The 17335-nt window shown below is 50.1% G+C and carries 13 protein-coding genes and 2 tRNA genes; 9 read left to right on the top strand and 6 right to left on the bottom strand.

Translation table 11 applies throughout. The features are described from left to right. The first annotated feature begins 37 nt into the window (after nucleotides 1-37). The 5 genes from ACIKP9_RS03095 to ACIKP9_RS03075 all read left to right on the top strand — a co-directional run bounded on the left by ACIKP9_RS03095 (nucleotide 38) and on the right by ACIKP9_RS03075 (nucleotide 3870). Nucleotides 38-313, top strand: a complete 276-nt coding sequence (locus ACIKP9_RS03095) for an HU family DNA-binding protein (protein ID WP_011479634.1) — start codon at nucleotides 38-40, stop codon at nucleotides 311-313. Between the two features lie 20 nt (nucleotides 314-333). After that, nucleotides 334-409 (top strand) — tRNA-Val (locus ACIKP9_RS03090). Nucleotides 410-459: 50 nt separating this feature from the next. Then, nucleotides 460-536, top strand: a tRNA-Asp gene (locus ACIKP9_RS03085). Nucleotides 537-737: 201 nt separating this feature from the next. Continuing rightward, the gene (locus ACIKP9_RS03080) at nucleotides 738-2630 is read left to right on the top strand and encodes a SurA N-terminal domain-containing protein (protein WP_400879158.1); all 1893 of its coding nucleotides are present in this window, start codon (nucleotides 738-740) and stop codon (nucleotides 2628-2630) included. Between the two features lie 520 nt (nucleotides 2631-3150). Continuing rightward, on the top strand, nucleotides 3151-3870 hold the full coding sequence (locus ACIKP9_RS03075; RefSeq protein ID WP_400879156.1) for a hypothetical protein: 720 nt from the start codon (nucleotides 3151-3153) through the stop codon (nucleotides 3868-3870). A 274-nt stretch (nucleotides 3871-4144) separates the two neighbouring features. Here ACIKP9_RS03075 and ACIKP9_RS03070 read toward each other — a convergent pair whose 3' ends face one another. Genes ACIKP9_RS03070 through modA form a run of 4 tightly spaced genes read right to left on the bottom strand, consistent with a single transcriptional unit; the run spans nucleotide 4145 to nucleotide 7197 of the window. Beyond that, nucleotides 4145-4693 (bottom strand): class I SAM-dependent methyltransferase, encoded by a 549-nt coding sequence (locus ACIKP9_RS03070; protein ID WP_400879154.1) that lies wholly within the window; start codon nucleotides 4691-4693, stop codon nucleotides 4145-4147. A gap of 4 nt (nucleotides 4694-4697) precedes the next feature. Further along, nucleotides 4698-5750, bottom strand: coding sequence for an ABC transporter ATP-binding protein (locus ACIKP9_RS03065; protein ID WP_400879152.1), 1053 nt, complete (start codon nucleotides 5748-5750; stop codon nucleotides 4698-4700). Beyond that, a complete protein-coding gene (gene modB, locus ACIKP9_RS03060) occupies nucleotides 5740-6420 on the bottom strand; it encodes a molybdate ABC transporter permease subunit (protein WP_400879149.1) in 681 nt (226 codons plus the stop codon). Before modB ends, ACIKP9_RS03065 begins: the two co-directional genes overlap by 11 nt. A gap of 6 nt (nucleotides 6421-6426) precedes the next feature. Next, nucleotides 6427-7197: a molybdate ABC transporter substrate-binding protein gene (modA, locus tag ACIKP9_RS03055; protein ID WP_400879146.1), complete on the bottom strand. Its 771-nt coding sequence runs from the start codon at nucleotides 7195-7197 to the stop codon at nucleotides 6427-6429. A 100-nt stretch (nucleotides 7198-7297) separates the two neighbouring features. Between modA and mnmC the strand changes: the two genes are divergently transcribed. Together mnmC and ACIKP9_RS03045 are read left to right on the top strand one after the other, a co-directional pair. Continuing rightward, nucleotides 7298-9238, top strand: coding sequence for a bifunctional tRNA (5-methylaminomethyl-2-thiouridine)(34)-methyltransferase MnmD/FAD-dependent 5-carboxymethylaminomethyl-2-thiouridine(34) oxidoreductase MnmC (gene mnmC / locus ACIKP9_RS03050; RefSeq protein WP_400879143.1), 1941 nt, complete (start codon nucleotides 7298-7300; stop codon nucleotides 9236-9238). A 28-nt stretch (nucleotides 9239-9266) separates the two neighbouring features. After that, nucleotides 9267-11345 carry an O-linked N-acetylglucosamine transferase, SPINDLY family protein gene (locus ACIKP9_RS03045; protein ID WP_400879140.1) on the top strand — a complete coding sequence of 693 codons (2079 nt, stop codon included), beginning with the start codon at nucleotides 9267-9269 and terminating at the stop codon, nucleotides 11343-11345. Here the strand turns inward: ACIKP9_RS03045 and ACIKP9_RS03040 are convergent. Beyond that, on the bottom strand, nucleotides 11317-13743 hold the full coding sequence (locus ACIKP9_RS03040; protein WP_400879137.1) for an EAL domain-containing protein: 2427 nt from the start codon (nucleotides 13741-13743) through the stop codon (nucleotides 11317-11319). The two genes, ACIKP9_RS03045 and ACIKP9_RS03040, sit on opposite strands and share 29 nt — an antisense overlap. Before the next feature lie 292 nt (nucleotides 13744-14035). Between ACIKP9_RS03040 and ACIKP9_RS03035 the strand changes: the two genes are divergently transcribed. Both ACIKP9_RS03035 and dapC read left to right on the top strand, forming a co-directional pair. Then, nucleotides 14036-15130: a PilT/PilU family type 4a pilus ATPase gene (locus ACIKP9_RS03035; protein ID WP_400879134.1), complete on the top strand. Its 1095-nt coding sequence runs from the start codon at nucleotides 14036-14038 to the stop codon at nucleotides 15128-15130. Nucleotides 15131-15181: 51 nt separating this feature from the next. Then, on the top strand, nucleotides 15182-16375 hold the full coding sequence (gene dapC, locus ACIKP9_RS03030) for a succinyldiaminopimelate transaminase (RefSeq protein ID WP_400879131.1): 1194 nt from the start codon (nucleotides 15182-15184) through the stop codon (nucleotides 16373-16375). On the opposite strand, the gene miaA is transcribed toward dapC, so the two are convergent. Next, nucleotides 16372-17322, bottom strand: coding sequence for a tRNA (adenosine(37)-N6)-dimethylallyltransferase MiaA (miaA, locus tag ACIKP9_RS03025; RefSeq protein WP_400879128.1), 951 nt, complete (start codon nucleotides 17320-17322; stop codon nucleotides 16372-16374). The genes dapC and miaA overlap by 4 nt on opposite strands. Between the last annotated feature and the right edge of the window lie 13 nt (nucleotides 17323-17335).

Genomic DNA, 17335 nt, shown 5'->3' with positions numbered 1-17335 from the left:
CGCACCTGTTCTTAAACAATGTCGAAAGGGGATTTACATGGCAAACAAGTCTGAACTGATTGAGCAAATCGCTAAATCTGCTGGTCTATCCAAAGCTGCTGCTGGTCGTGCTTTAGATGCAACAACTGCTGCAATTACCAAATCATTGAAAAAAGGGGAGCTTGTCACCCTGATCGGTTTTGGTACCTTTTATGTTGGTAAACGTGCTGCTCGCAATGGTCGTAATCCCCGTACTGGCGCCACAATTAAGATCAAGGCTGCCAATTCTCCTAAATTTAGGGCTGGCAAAGCGCTGAAAGATGCTGTAAACTAGCGGTCTTCGTTGGTTGAAGCGGGTGCTTAGCTCAGTTGGTAGAGCGTCGCCCTTACAAGGCGAATGTCGGCGGTTCGACCCCGTCAGCACCCACCATCAATCATCGTAAAAGTCGTTGAGTTTTGGAGAAAGCAACGCAAAGTCAAGGAGCGGTAGTTCAGTTGGTTAGAATACCGGCCTGTCACGCCGGGGGTCGCGGGTTCGAGCCCCGTCCGCTCCGCCAAGAAAAAAGCGAACCGATCGGTTCGCTTTTTTTATTTCCCCTCATTTCCTCATGTACTTCATATTTTTAACCCCGATGCATCACTGTTGCCGCAGGCATGTCTTGCTTACTGCATGTGTGGTATATTTAAGAGTTGGGTTTAGAAGTCAGTCTTGGTTGGCTGATCATTTCAAAGATTGAAAATAAAGAAGGCACATTGTTATGTTGGAAGCAATTCGTGATCGATCCAAAGGATGGTTAGCCAAAGCCATTCTGGCAGCCATTACTATCCCATTTGCACTTGTCGGCGTTGATAGTTATTTGCGTGATGCTGGCTCAAATGTTGCGGTGGCTAAAGTAGGGAAAGACTCTATTACCGTACAAGAGTATAGCAATGCCCTGCAAAACCTTCGCAATCGCCTTCAAAGCGAAGGTAAGGTTGACCAGGCAGTGATTGACGGTCCTGAATTGAAACAGGCGGTGATTGATCACTTGGTCGAAGGGAAGTTATTGGCTGCCGAAGTTAAGCGCGCAAATTTCATTGTCAGTGATGAACAACTTTCCAATTACATTACACGAGAAGAATCCTTCCATCAGGACGGTAAGTTTTCACAAGAGTTATACGATCAATTCTTGGCAGATCGCCGTCGCACTCCATCGCAATTTGAAAATGAAGTACGTGGCGATCTACTGACAATGCAAGCACGGGAAGGACTATCTGCATTGGCTTTTGTGCCAAATGGTGTTGCTAACAATGCCATCAAAATTGAACATCAGTCACGCGAGGTAAGCGTTGCTGAGTTCAAGACAGCCGACTACATTTCCCAAGTCAAAGTGACTGACGATGAAGTAAAAGCTTATTACAAAGAGCACCAAGAGAAATTCAAGGTGCCTGAACAAGTTAAGCTTGAATTCGTGCTACTTTCGGCCAATGCGTTAATTGCTAGTCAGCAAGTAACTGATCAAGAAGCACGAGATTATTACGCCCAAAATGCTGCTCAATTCCAAGGTGATGAGCAACGTCGTGCCAGCCATATTTTGATCGGCTTTGGAGTCAGCCCATCGCCAGATGCAAAACAAAAAGCCAAGCAAAAAGCTCAAGAGGTTTTAGCATTGGTGAAAAAGAATCCCGAGCAATTTGAACAGTTGGCACATCAATACTCACAAGACCCAGGTTCAAAAGACAAAGGCGGGGATCTAGGCTTGTTTGGCCCTGGGGCCATGGTGAAGCCTTTTGAGGATGCAGTATTCTCAATGAAGCCTGGCACGATCAGCGACTTGGTAGAAACTGATTTTGGCTACCACATCATTAAGCTGACCGAAATACATGGTAATGCTCAATCTTTTGAAAGCACACAAGGTCAAATTCGTGCTGAACTGATGTATCAAAAAGCCTTGGCTAAGTTTTCTGAGCAAGCAGAGAACTTCAGCAACATGGTGTATGAACAGGCTGATAGCTTAGAACCTGTTGCCAAGGAATTCGGATTGCAGGTTCAAAACAGCGGGTGGTTAAGCCGAGCTGATGGTGCAAAATTCTTTAAAAATGATAAGTTGATGGATGCTGTTTTCAGTGACGAAGTATTGAAGGAAAAGCGCAATACTGAAGCAGTGGAGGTTTCGCCAAATAATCTGATATCTGCCAGGGTTGCAGAATATAAACCCGCAGCAGCACGATCTTTTGAAGAGGTGAAGACTGGCATAGAGGACTTCCTGAAACAAGAAAAAGCCTCAAAACTAGCAAAGGAAAAGGGTGAAACAGCTCTTGCAGATTTACGTGCAGGCAAAACTCCATCATTAAACTGGACAGAGGCTGTCACTGTTGATCGCCGTAATCCACAAAGCTTAACTGATTTATCTGTATCAACAGCATTTAAGGCTGATGTCTCAAAGCTACCAGCTTATAACGGTGTTTCTGATCGCAATGGATATCTATTAACTAAAGTTACTGCCGTAAAATTTGCAGTGGAAAGCGACGAAGAGCAACGTGCTGCTAAAACGCAATTACAAACTGCACTGGCGGCAGAGTATAGGCATGCATACATTAATTCACTCAAGCAGAAAAGCAAAATCACAGTGAATAATCAATTGCTAAAATCAGATCAGGCAAATCCTTAATTTTTTGACCTTATCCAATAAAAAAGGCTCTTTTAGAGCCTTTTTTATTTTACAAATGGCTAGGCTCGTAAAACATCACTATTAGGTGATTCTCGTCAAGCGCCTCAGGCGTTTAATGCTGGCAAGGTATCAGACGGAAGTACGTTGCAGCTAGAGAGCATCAAGAGCGCGGCGCATGGCATCAACGCTTCGGGCAACCCAAAGGCACATGGAAAAGCGCAAAGCTCGCGTGCTACCTGACAAAGTACCTGGATAAATGCTTCGACATGCATGAACACTCAAGCAAGCGTTACTGGTCAAGCAAAGGCGCTCCCAAACCAGAAGTCACGCATCATTGACTAGGCTCCCAAAACATTACGGAAATGATTAAAGACACATTCGACATCGCCATGCTGCACGGAATGGAAGACTTTCCGGCTCAAATCATGCAATCGAGGGATCGAACGTTGTTATGGTTATCTGGAGCTAGGAATCTTAGATTATCATTCGACAATCAATTTAATTCTGATCAGGACTGACGATGTTTAATTGCTTCATTACATGGGTTGCTAGTTTTGATCCGGCTGTACATGCCGCTTTAATTTCTTTAATTGGGACTTTGCTTGTTGGCTTTCTTGCTTTTTTAGGTGTGTATAAAACTTTTACTCTGGGAAGGGAAACACTTGAGTTTGATACCAAAGCAAAACGTCTTGATGCCGACATTGCACTTAGAAAAGAAAATTACATATCAATCTTAGATAGTGCTTATAAAATCTTATCCTATTTGCCCCAGCTAGATAAAATCCAAAGTGATCCTTTATTCCAGCGTGAAATTACAAGCAACATGTCAAACATGCTTAAAGTTTCATTGATTGGAACCCCGCAAACCATTGAATTAACAATAAAGTTTCACTCTGAGGTTTTTAAAGTCTTAATGGATTCAATGAAAAATTTTTGTGAAATATCTCTAAAGTATCCATATGTTGACGAGGAATTGAATCCTCATGCCAATGATCAAAAATGGTATATGCAGCTGGAAAAATTCTCGGTCTTAGAGAAAATTAGAGATCAGTTAAAACCACTTAATGACTCTCTGATACCAGTCATTGCTTCTATGCGCAAGGATCTTCATGATGAACGTCATGAGGTAAATGGTGATTTTGATAATCGACTCATAGGAATTCTTAGTGAGAAGAATTCAAATGAATATGAATATACGAAACTTTTCTATAGTGATCTTAAATCACATATTAATGAGTAGATTTCACGCGATAAAAAACTCTTTCTAAGGGTAAGGTATCAACAACAAGAAAAAATCGCTCCTATAGATGAGTTATTCAGCAAATTGGCTAATCCAAGTCCCCAAATGAGGTTTGATTTCAGCCAGGTCAATGATAATGACTTGCTCATCGATTTTACATAATATACATTATACGAAGTTTATGACGAATTAAAATCGCCCTTGTCGTTGTAAAAATCGAGCCTTAATTGCACTACGGGTGCGTCCATCAAATCGTGCTTTCCTTGAGGTTCTTTTAACTCAACCGATTACTCGTCTTGACCGCGACCAATCTCTGAATAACTGCAGGAGATGGTTCTTGTTCTAGTACTCCTTCATTGTAGGAAATGACTTTAAACAGGGGAAGATAACTGATTAATAGCTCATTACTTTTGAGCAGGAAGTCTGGGTTTCTTGGTCGACCATATTGCTCGTGGCCTTCCATAAAGGTTTCATAAATCAGGACACCGGAAGCTGCCAGACTATTCGCCAGCAAAGGAAGTAAAGGGCGATGAAGGTAGCGGCAGACGATAATGGCATCGAACTGTTGTTGCGAGTAAGGCCAGCATCCCTGTTCTAGGTCTTGTAGGTGGGTATCAACACTAGGCGCTTGGTTTTTAAGGGTGCTCAGCGCAGCTGCATCGCGATCTACAGCAGTGACCTTAAACCCTTGCTGGGCAAGCCATATGGCATTGCGCCCATGCCCTGATGCAACATCCAGAACTTTTCCTCCTGTTTTGATGTAATGGCTATGTTGCATAAGCCATATGGAGGGCTGTGATGTCGTTAATGCTGAATGATTCACGAGGTTAAGCCTGAAGAATGTGGATATGTTCGGTGTTTAATACCATGCTGACTGGTTGATGAATTGCCAATGGCATAGAGTTGGCGCACTGTAGCTCAATTCGCTGGGTTGTACCTGGTAGATTGATACTGATTAGCCATTGATCTCCCAAGAGAATGCATTGATCAATGTTTCCAGTGAGATGCGCGGCTTCTTCATGTTGATTAGTCAAAAGCAAAGCATGATGAGGCACGCACCACTCTATGGTTAATCCAACAGAAAGCCTGTGTGGTACTGCTAGGGTCTGGCTGCCCAGCGATAGCAGGCTATGGTTTTCCGTTGCAGAGATAACCGTGCTGGAAAAAATATTACGCAGCCCAACCTGTGCAGCCACTGCCCTGCTTACTGGACGTTGCATAATGGCATCAGGCGTACCCTGTTGCAAAATGCAGCCCTGCCCCATTACGGCAATATGGTCTGCCAACAATTGGGCTTCATGCAGGTTGTGAGTCACCAATATCATGGGAATGTTAAGTTGAGGTTTTAGCTCGGCCAGGGTACGGTACAAGTCTTCCCGTGTCATGCTGTCTAGCGCTGAAAATGGCTCATCCAGCAATAAAATACTTGGATGGGCAGCAAGCGCCCGGGCCAGGGCAACGCGCTGTTGTTGCCCTCCAGAAAGCGTTGCCGGCTTGCGATGAGCCAAGTCGCTGAGTTTTACTTTTCCCAACCATGTTTGGGCGCGGGTTGATTGCTCTTGGCTAGGCAAACCATGTAGCGCAGCCTTGACGTTTTGCAACGCGGTCATATGAGGAAACAGGCCATAATGCTGCGGGACATACCCAATATGGCGTTGCTGAGGTGTTAACTTTATTACCTCATTGCACCAGAACTCGTCACTTAGGCGAATATAGCCAGATTCGGCATGCTGCAAGCCTGCGATCATGCGTAACAAAGTAGATTTGCCGCAACCTGATGGCCCCAGCAATGCCAACAACTCCCCTGCCTTGCAGTTCAATGCAGCCTTCAATGCAAAAGGCCTTTGCTGGCTAATATCGAGTTGGAGTTCAGATGTCATGATAGTTACCGCGTCGGCCAAAGCGCCGTGAAAGACTATTGGCAAGTGCCAGCACAATAATCGAGAACACCAGCAACATCAGCGACATATTACCTGCCGCTTCAAAATCCAGTGCTTGTACCCGGTCATAAATGCTGATGGCAATCGTCTTGGTTTCACCCGGCAAACTGCCGCCAACCATCAAGACAACACCAAACTCGCCCAGGGTGTGGGCGAACGTCAGTACCATGGCTGTCACGATGCCTGGCCAAGCCAACGGCAGTTCAACCGTCAACAGCGTGCGTAAAGAGGACATGCCGCAACATGCAGCAGCATCGCGCACTTCTTGCGGAATGGATTCGAATCCTCTCTGGATAGGCTGAACCGCAAACGGGATGTTGACGATGATGGAGGCGATCAATAAGCCGGAAAAGTGAAAGACGAGCAAATGGCCTGTCCATTGCGCTAGCCATTGTCCAAGCCATGACTGGCTACCAAGCCCTACTAGCAGGTAATAACCAACGACAGTAGGTGGCAGCACCAAGGGCACGGCCAACAAGGCTTCGATCACTGGCTTACCCATACATTGGCGATACGCCAACCACCGGGCTGCCAATAGCGCCAGCGGGATGAGCACAACAATGGTCATGGCCCCCAGCTTGAGTGACAGCCCTAAGGCAACCCAATCCATTAGTCACTACTCTCCTGGCAGGACAAAACCATAGCGGCTGAACACTTGCCTAGCTGCTGGTTGCTGGAGGAAATCATAGAATGCCTTCGCATTGCTACCTGAGTGCTTGAGCAATACCATACGTTGGCGCTGCGGGCTGTGCCAGCTTTCGGGGATTTCTGCATATTTCACGCTATTCATCAATTGCGGCGATTTAACCAAGGATAGTGCCACGATGCCACCATCGGTGGAGCCACTGGTCGCAAACTGGGCGGCCTGGGCGACATTTTCACCCAATACCAACTTGGGCTGGATTTGCTCCCAGATGCCTGCATGCTTGAGCACCTCAACGGCACGACGCCCATAGGGCGCATGCTCTGGGTTGGCGATAGCAAAGCGTTGCAGTTTGCCAGCCTTCAATGCTGCCTGCAAACCTTTCAGTTCCGAGTCAACTTCCAATGCAGCTTGCTTGGGTACCACGATCACCAGATGGCCAGTAGCGTACAATACGCCCTCATCCTTGGTAAAACCGCCAGCGTTGAGTTTGGTGACGTAATCCTCATCCGCAGAGACAAACAATTCAAAAGGCGCGCCATTGCTTATTTGAGTTGTGATAGCACCAGATGATCCATAGGTGACGGAAGGTTTTTCTCCACCCTGCTTCTCGAAAGCCTGGGTGAGTTCTTCGAGGACAAACTTGAGGTCAGCTGCGGCAGCAACACGCGCTGGCTCTGCATGTGCCAACATACTGAATATTAAACTCAAAGATAACGCTAGGCGTAAGGCAATATGATGCATGGAGTCAGCTTTCTGCGGGAATGATGGTGATTAGAAAAACACTTCATTATTTCTTTCGAAATATAACGAAACATTATAATCAACCCAATCAAAAAAGAACATGTCTACACAACCGCATTCCCAGGCCTTGCTGGAGTGGCATGAAGGCCAACCTTATTCTGCACATTTCGGGGATGTATATTTCTCGCGCGAAAGCGGGCTGGAGGAAACACGTCACGTATTCCTTCAGCATAATCAGCTAGCAGAGCGTTGGCAGAATTTGCCACACAAGACATTCACCATTGTGGAAACAGGCTTTGGCACTGGTCTCAACTTTCTTTGTGCCTGGCAGTTGTGGGAGCAAATAGCGCCAGCAGATGCGAGCTTGCATTTCGTCAGTATCGAGAAATTTCCGCTCAAGCATGCTGACCTCACTCGCGCGTTGGATTTATGGCCTGAGCTTAGGCAGTACAGTCAGGCTCTGCTGGCGCAATATCATCAAATCGTGCCCGGTTGGCAACGATTGGTATTTTGCCAGGGTCGCGTTCAACTGACGCTGCTGGTTGGTGATGTATTGGAGCTGCTGCCACACTTGAGTAGTCGAGCTGATGCCTGGTTTCTTGATGGGTTTGCGCCTTCACGTAACCCCGAGATGTGGCAGGATGCGCTATTTACCCAGATGGCCGAGTTCTCACACCAGCACACCACATTTGCCACTTTCACCAGTGCAGGCATCGTCAAGCGAGGCTTGCAATCTGCGGGCTTTGAGGTCAATAAGGTTGCTGGACATGGCCGCAAGCGTGAAATGCTGTGCGGCACTTTCACCCGCCATGAGCGCCCTGCCATCCAGGCTGGGTGTGCAATTGTAATAGGCGGCGGCATTGCAGGTACTGCCACTAGCCATGCCCTCGCGGAGCGAGGCTGGCAGGTCAAGCTGATCGAACAAGAGTCAGCCCTGGCCCAACATGCCTCAGGCAATCCAGTCGGCGTGCTCTACCCCAAGCTGGCACGCAATGATGTGCCATTGAGCCGTTTATCCCTGGCAGGCTATTTGCATAGCTTGCGGCTATTGCAGCGGCTTTCACTTGATCAGGCATCGCATATGCGATGCGGTATGTTGCAGCTTGCGTTTGATGAACAAGAGTTGGAGCGTTGCCAGCGGCTTGTTGCGCAAGGATTTTCCACTGAGTTGTTATATTGGGTGGAAAAGGAGGAAGCAAGCGAAATGGCAGGCGTTCCCCTATCGCACGGAGCGCTATATTTCCCTGAGGCTGGCTGGGTTAAGCCGCAAGCCTATTGTGCTGCCCTGGCCCAGCATGCCAATATCACTCAGACACTCTCCACCCACGCTACCGAGCTCAGGCAATGTGGCGATGCCTGGCAAGTATGGGCAGGTGGGCAGCTACTCGATGAAGCAGATATCGTCGTCATTGCCAATGCAGCACAAGCCGCTAATTTCTCGCAGACGCGTCACTTACTTCTGGAGCAAGTGCGTGGTCAAATTAGCCAGCTCAAGCAAATGGCGGATATGCCCGCCCTGCGCACGCTGTTATGCACCGATGGCTACATCAGCCCTCCCGTTGAAGGAAGTTACTGCCTGGGGGCGACTTTTGTCCCAGGAGATACCACCACCACAGTGCGCACCGAAGAGCACCAGCAAAACCTGGAGATGCTGCACCGCATGGCCCCTGCGTTGCATACCACCCTGATGCCGCAAGTGCCTACAGGGCGTGCTGCCATCCGTTGCACCAGTCCAGATTATCTTCCACTGGTTGGCCCAGTGCTGGATGCCGAAATCTTGGAGGCTAAGCCGCCGCGCTATACCGCCGATCCTGCTTCCAGCCTGCCATGGCTGCCAGGTCTTTATATCAATACCGGCCATGGTTCCAAGGGACTGACTACCGCGCCTATTGCTGCGGAAATGCTGGCTTGCGCCATTCATCAGGAGCCTGCGCCTGTTGATAGTGAGCTGCTTGCAGCCCTGGACCCCAACCGCTTTTTGCTACGCAAGCTAGGCTTGAAGCGCATGGTGCGTGGGCTGGCCTGCTATCCCCTACGGTGATGATTGCGAATATGGTTTAATGCAGAGCATGAATCCAGACCAGCTATTCCATTCCGCACTTGATGCACACCGTCAGGGGCAGCTCAAGCAGGCAGAACATCTTTATCGGCAGTTAATGGCCGTGGCTCCGCAACATGCCTATGGCTTGCATTATTACGGCGTACTCTGCTACCAATCAGGCCGGTCGCAGGAGGCTATTCAGCTCATAAACCAGGCGATTAGTGCTAATCCCGGCGACGCCGACCAGCATAACAACTTAGGCCTGGCTTTGCGTGCTAACGGTCAGCTGGATGCCGCGATTGAGCAGTTTAGACTAGGACTGGCACTGGCAAGCGATGATGCAGATTTATGGCAAAATCTTGCTGGCGCACAGTTCGCCTTAGGTCAGCTTAACGCAGCTAAAATCAGCTATCTTGAAGCCAGGAAGCTTTCGCCACGAGATAGCGACATCCATGCTGGCTTATGCAATGTATTGCAAGGCTTGGGTAACCAAGCACACCAGCTTGGGAATTTTACCGAGGCTGAGCATCATTTTCGTGATCTTGTGGCATTACAGCCCGGCAATGCTGCCTGGCATTACAACCTGGGCAACGCGCTGCGCGAACAAGGTCAGGCTGCGCAAGCTGCAGAAAGCTATCGTCGCGCCCTGGCGATCACCCCGCATGACGCTGATACACATAACAACCTCGGCAATGTGCTCCGTGAATTACAGCAATTACCCGAAGCCATTGCTTGCTATGAAAAAGCCCTGACAATCAACCCCAAGCTATATCACGCCAGGGTTCACCTTGTGCATCAGCGCCAGCATCTTTGCGATTGGCAAGGCCTTGATGTGGAGATCGCCGAGATACGTCGCTGGGTGAAAGAGGTTCCTGAAGCACAGGTTTCCCCGTTTGCCTTCCTGGCAATGCCAGGCACCACGCCTGCGGAGCAACTTCAATGCGCACAAAACTGGACCAATAGCCGCCACGGCAAGCTGTTATCCACGCAGCCATTGGGCAAGAAAACATTAGATCGCCAAGGCAAGCTGCATATTGGCTACTTATCCTGCGACTTCCGCTTGCACCCATTGGCTTCGTTAGTCAGCGAAATGCTGGAACTGCATGATCGTGATCAATTCAACATCAGCGCCTACTCTTATGGCATAGACGACAAAACGCCTGCTCGTATGCGTTTACAAGAAGCCGTGGATCATTTCGTGGATATCCGCCCACTGTCATTACAAGCCGCAGCAGAAAAAATCCAGGCTGATCAGGTAGATATTCTGGTTGATCTCACCGGCTATACCCAGGCCAGCCGTAGCGGCATCCTGGCATTCCGCCCAGCGCCGATACAAGCTTCCTGGCTGGGCTTTCCTAGCAGCATGGGCGCGCCCTTTGTGGATTACCTGATCAGTGACGCCGTTATCTCACCGGAGTCTGATCAAGCGTTTTATTCGGAACAATTGGCATTGTTGCCACATGCCTATCAGCCTAATGATCGCAAGCGCGCGGTGGCTGATATTCCTAGCCGGGCATCTTGCGGCTTGCCAGAGGGAGCGTTTGTCTACTGCTGTTTTAACCAGAGCTTCAAGATTACGCCTGAGGTATTCGCATGCTGGATGAGACTACTGCAAGCTACACCTGACAGTGTGCTCTGGCTGCTGGAAAGCCACGCCAGTGCTAGTCAACACTTGCGACTCGCTGCACAACACGTTGGCATAGATGCTACGCGCCTCATCTTTGCGCCCCGTGTGCCCATGGAACAGCACCTCGCACGGCATGCCCACGCTGACTTGTTTGTGGATACCAGCCCTTACAATGCGCACACCACTGCTAGTGATGCGCTGTGGATGGGGCTGCCATTGATCACATACCGTGGTAATACCTTTGCTAGCCGAGTGGCAGCCAGCTTGCTACAAGCGGCTGGGCTGCCTGAGCTCGTTACAACAGATCTTGCTGCCTATGAGGCCCTGGCTGTGAAACTGGCCCATCATCCCCAGCAATTACAAGCGTATCGCGAGTACCTGCTCAGCCAACGCGAAACGAGCACATTGTTCGATACCACGCGCTTTACCCGCGACCTAGAGGCTTTGTATCTCAGGCTGTCGCAGTCAACGCCAAGGTAGGCTCTGGCTCATCGCTAGGCAGGTTGCTCAACATGGCCATAGCGGCAATGTTGATGTCAGCCACCAAAATGCTGCTCAAGACACCGTTGGCATCGAGCAATGGCAATGACACTGTCAGGCAAAAATCCTCGGTTGCCGTGGAAAGGTAAATGCTCGAAATGTAGGGGTTCTTTGAGTCGCGTACGGCGCTGTAATAAGTTTGCAGGCTGCGGTCAGCCCCTGCCCCGCCGGCCTTGATCTTGCCGTACATGTTGGGGTTGATCCAGTTGGCAAAACGCTGGGTGCCATCGGGGTTGAGCTCAAATACGACTTCAAAGAATGGGTAATCCGAGAAACAGCTATCCAGGCAGTGTGCATCAGCATTGCGCGGTAAGGTTTGTAATGTCTTGAGTGCATTCAGCGCCCTGGCTTGCCAGTTACTATATTCATCAGTACGCGGAATGATCAGCCGTGGTGGAGTAGACTCAACCACGATGATGCTGCCAATATTGGATTTGCCAATTTTCTTGAGCGTAGCGGCTCTTTCCGCAGCGGCCACACTGTTGGAAATGCGTCCCTGGCTGCCATTGACGACGGCAATGGATACGCTGGCGACCGGGTGATCCTTGCCATCTTCCGTGGTAAAAAAGCCACGCTCCAGATCGCTACTATCATAAAGATGCACGGCCAATGCCTGGAAGTGGCTGACAACCTTCAACAGCAAGTTGACCAAGCCTGGATCCTCATGATCAAGAATCAAGACAAAATCATCACCGCCAATATGGCCAACCAATACTCCGGTGCGATTGTTGAATTCCTGCCTCACAATTTCTGAAAGCAGGCGAATCATGGCATCGCCACGGATAAAGCCATAGCGATCGTTATAAGCCTTGAAGTGATCAAGGTCGATATACACCAGTTGCGTGGTGGGATTGTTACGCAAACTCACATCAAGTGACTGGCGTAATGTCGGCCCTGTAGTCAGGTGGCTCAAGGGGTGCAGGTTGCCAGAGCTGGTTTTGCGACTGATGATTTGCGACATGATCTCCAGTGGGTGGACAATGCCGATATACACGCCATCGTCGCTAACCATGATCCATGGCTCAATCTCCCCTCGTTCCAGGTAAAGCCCTCTTGCCAAGGTCGAAGAAGGCATGCGAGAAGTGATCATGCGTGGCAATGGGTCACAGTAATTGCCCAGTGCATCATTGCGATGGGTAAATACCTTGCCTCGCTTCAATAAGCCGATGGGGCGCAAGCTGTCCAGCACCACTGCACAAGCAATATCGGGATTCTCGATAAAGGTTTTCCTCGCATGATCGATAGGTGTATTTACCTCGATAGTCAAGCCACGGCTGACGAATTCATTAATGCGAAATTCATCAGGGATGGGGGAACGATGCGATTCATCCCGGGCTGGCAGTGCTGTCACGTTTTGCACTGGCACCGCCTCGGGTTTGGCGAAATAATAGCCTTGCGCATAGACCAGCCCTAAATCCTGGCAATAGGTAATATCCTCTACCCGTTCCAGCCCCTCTGCCACGATGGTGCAGCCCAGGCGCTGGGCCATGGAGATAATGGCTTCGAGCAGCACAGTGCGCACACGGCTACCTTGCGCCTCATGCACGATCGTCCTGTCTATCTTGATGAAATCGGCCTTGACGACAGCGAGCGTACTCAGGCCATTGAACCCGGACCCCATGTCATCCAGCGCAATGCGTAAGCCTTGGGTGCGTATCATGTCGCAATGTTTGGCGAGTACATCCGGCGAGACTTCTTCGCTCTCTACAATCTCAATCACCACATCGCGATGCTCCATGCCATGGCGATCAAGTGCATCCAGCATCACCGACAGCCAATCGCCACGCATGATGGTTTGCGGCAACACATTGATAAACAAGGGAGTACCATGAGGAATTGCCTTGGCCTTGCCTGCCAAAGCCAGGTTCTGGCAGGCAATATCAAGCTCAACGGCGCGGTTCACCTGCCTGGCAAGACGAAATGCATCTTCACCATTCAGCATATTGCCATCAGGGTCACGTAAGCGACACAAGGCTTCGTAACCAAAAATCTTGCCGTTCTGAGTGAAATCGACAATCGGCTGAAAATGCATTTCTACATGTCGGCTCAAGTCTTCCAGCAGCCATGGGTGGCGCATGCGAGCATAAAAGGTATTGAATGGCATGATAGCGGCCATCACTTCCTCGATACCTAGCTTGCCATCTTCGCCATACCAGACATACGCCTCGTCCAGCACCTGCTCCGAATGCTCCACAGATAGTTTGTCGAGGATTTGCAGCAACTCCTGATCATCCTGGCAGGTAAAGACCATGACATAAGACTGCGCCGCCCCTTGAGTGGCCAGCATTTGTGGAGCAGATTGCAATGGGTGACTCAGGAGTTTGATATAGAGCTGCATGGGCCTGTTCATACGAAAAATGGGAAATCTTGAGCAAGACAATGCAATCCTTATGCCAGCCAAATACCGATATTGAACTTACAGCCCCCTTTTTGAGTTTCTGCTCTGTTATTGAAGGGAAAATATCCCTAACCCTAGCACCTCAACCTAAATGCAACAACACTTGGTCAAGCCTCTAAGAAAGTTGTGCCTTGCTTTGGTGCGCACGTTGATATTGAGTGCGATGCGTGCACCAGCATGGCGCTGGCACCTTGTGATAAAGTAGCCTTCAATAAAAATCAGGAAAGCAACAATGGCGGCTATCGATATCACCCCCATACTCAAATTCATGGTCGAGAAAAATGGTTCCGACCTGTTCTTCAGTACCGGCACTGCCATTCATATCGATATCGAAGGTCAAACTGTCCCCATTAACGCCCAGGTGATGTCCTCAGGCATGGTGCGCGAGATTGCCTATGCCCTGATGTCGCCAGCCCAGCAACAAGAATTTGAACAGACATTGGAAATGAACTTCGCCCTTAGCCTGCATGGTATTGGGCGTTTTCGCATCAATGTCTTCCGCCAACGTGGTGAAGTTGCCATGGTTGTGCGCTATATCAAGCACATCATCCCCAGCCTGCAAAGCCTGGGCTTACCCTCTGTGCTGAACGAGCTCATCATGCGCCAGCGCGGATTGGTGCTAGTCGTGGGGGCGACAGGCTCGGGGAAATCTACCACCCTTGCCTCCATGATAGACCACCGTAACACCACCCGCGATGGGCATATCCTGACCCTGGAAGACCCGATTGAGTTTATTCATGACCACAAGAAATCTGTCGTCGACCAGCGTGAAATCGGCATTGATACCTTGAGCTTCGAGAATGGCCTCAAGAACGCCATGCGCCAAGCACCTGATGTCATCCTCATTGGCGAAATCCGCGACATGGAGACCATGAAGCACGCGATTGCCTATTCCGAAACAGGGCACCTATGCCTGGCGACATTGCATGCCAATAATGCCAACCAAGCACTTGAGCGTATTCTGTCCTTCTTCCCTCCAGATGGTAAGCAAAGTATCCAGCTTAGCCTCTCGCTCAACTTGGCGGCCATCATCTCGCAGCGTCTGGTGCCCGGCATCAAGACCAAGCGCGTTGTCGCGACTGAAGTCCTGATTAATACGCCCTACATTTCCGAGCTTATCCTCAAATCCAAGCTCGAAGAAATCAAGGAGGTAATGGCCAACAATCAGGATATCGGCATGCAAACCTTTGACCAATCGCTGTTTGAGCTATTCAGCCAAGGCGATATCACTGAGGACAATGCCTTGGCAAGCGCTGATTCCCGCAACGATTTGTCATTGAAAATCCGCTTTGGTCATCAAGGCGCCACCGGGGGGTTTAGCGCTTAATAGCCCTCTGCTTATTACTGTCACGTAGCGACAGCGTTTATAATGTGCATCATGAATCCAGACCTCTACAAACTCCAGCCCTACCCTTTCCAGCGCTTGCGCGATTTATTTGCCGGCACTACCCCTAATCCGGATTATTCCCCAATCAACCTGTCGATTGGGGAGCCCAAACATGCTACCCCAACACTGATTTCATCAGCACTTGCAGATAACCTGGCTGGATTGGCGACTTACCCAACTACACTTGGCGTTGCCAAGCTGCGCGAAACCATCGCTACATGGATTGCCAAGCGCTACCAGATCCCGGCACTGAATGCGGAAACTGAGATCATTCCTGTCAATGGCAGCCGTGAAGCCCTATTTGCGTTTGCACAAACCGTGATTGATAGCAGCCTGCCGCAACCGGTGGTGATCAGCCCTAATCCTTTCTACCAAATATATGAAGGGGCTGCCCTGCTGGCAGGTGCTGAACCGTATTTCCTTAACACCCTGCCCAGCAATGATTTCGGCATGGCGTTTGAGTCTGTGCCCGAGAGTGTGTTGCAACGCACCCAGTTGGTGTATGTCTGCTCCCCAGGCAACCCATCCGGCAAGGTATTAAGCATGGAGCAGTGGAAAGAGATTTTCACGCTGTCTGATCGTTATGGCTTCGTGATCGCTGCAGATGAGTGCTATTCGGAAATTTATTTTGACGAGGCCAATCCCCCACTGGGCGCCTTGCAGGCCGCACATCAGCTTGGTCGAGATTACAGCCGCCTGGTTGTCTTCAGCTCGCTTTCCAAGCGCTCCAATGTGCCTGGCATGCGTTCAGGCTTTGTTGCTGGTGACGCCAAGATACTCGAGAAATTTCTGCTTTACCGCACTTACCATGGTTGTGCGATGAACCCTGCAGTGCAGGCCGCCAGCGCTGCCGCCTGGCAAGACGAAGTACATGTGGTGGAAAATCGTCGCCTTTACGCAGAAAAATTTGCAGCAGTTACGCCTATGCTGCAAGACGTATTGGAAGTCGAATTGCCAGATGCGGCGTTTTATCTCTGGGCATACACCGGGCAATCTGATACTAAGTTTGCCTTGAGCCTATATCGCGACTACAACGTTACTGTGTTGCCGGGTAGCTTCCTGGCGCGCGAGGCACACGGTATTAACCCAGGGCAAGGTTTTATACGCATTGCATTAGTGGCATCGCTGGCAGAATGCGTGGAAGCTGCCGAGCGCATCCGTCAATTAGCCAAAAGCCAAGGCTAGTTAGAAGTATCCAGAAAACCTTTGATTGCTTGATACGCCTGGGCATAGAGGTTGTCGCCCAGGCAGTCCAGCGCCAAGGTATCATCCATTCCCCGCAGCCACGTGAGCTGGCGCTTGGCGAGCTGGCGCGTCGCTACAATGCCTTGCGCTTGCCACTCGGCCTCATCAATATCTCCCGCGATGTATGCCAGTGTTTGCCTATACCCGACGCAGCGCATGGAGGTCATGTCAGGATGCAGGCCGGGATATTTCTTTAGTAATGCCTGTACCTCCGCTAGCAAACCTCCCTGCATCATGATGCTAAAGCGCTCTGCGATACGTGCATGCAGCACGGCACGGTCAGATGGCTGCAACGCGATTTTAAGTAAGCGATAAGGCAGGGTTTCAGCGGCCTGCTGCTGGTGCAGCGCCGTCATGGTTTGCCCTGTCAGTTGATACACTTCAAGCGCACGCTGGATGCGTTGCGAATCAGTCGGCTGCAAGCGTGCAGCCGTGTCCGGGTCTATGGTGGCAAGCTTTGCATGCATACCGGGCCAGCCTATCTCGGCTGCCTCCAGGTCCAGTGCGGCACGTACGCTAGCGTCCGCCTCCGGCAAACCGCTTAAGCCTTGTTCCAACGCACGAAAGTACAACATGGTGCCACCAACTAGTAATGGCACGTTACCACGCGCAGTAATCTCCGCCATCAAGCGCAAGGCATCAGACCGGAACTGGGCGGCAGAGTAGACTTGGGTTGGGTCGATCACATTAATCAGGTGATGAGGCGCTTGCTGCAAGATGTCGGCCTCTGGTTTGGCTGTGCCAATGTCCATGTCCTGGTAGACCAGCGCCGAATCTACACTGATGATTTCCAATGGCAAGGCTTGCACCAACTCAACGGCCAGCCCGGTTTTTCCGCTAGCGGTTGGCCCCATCAAAAAAATAGCGGGAGGATGTACAACAGGCATCAGTCAAGCAACT

The organism is Methylobacillus methanolivorans (assembly GCF_044751345.1).
GTDB classification, from domain to species: Bacteria; Pseudomonadota; Gammaproteobacteria; order Burkholderiales; family Methylophilaceae; genus Methylobacillus; species Methylobacillus methanolivorans.
Note: the sequence above shows the minus strand (reverse complement) of the source record. Positions and strands in the feature narration are given on the sequence as shown.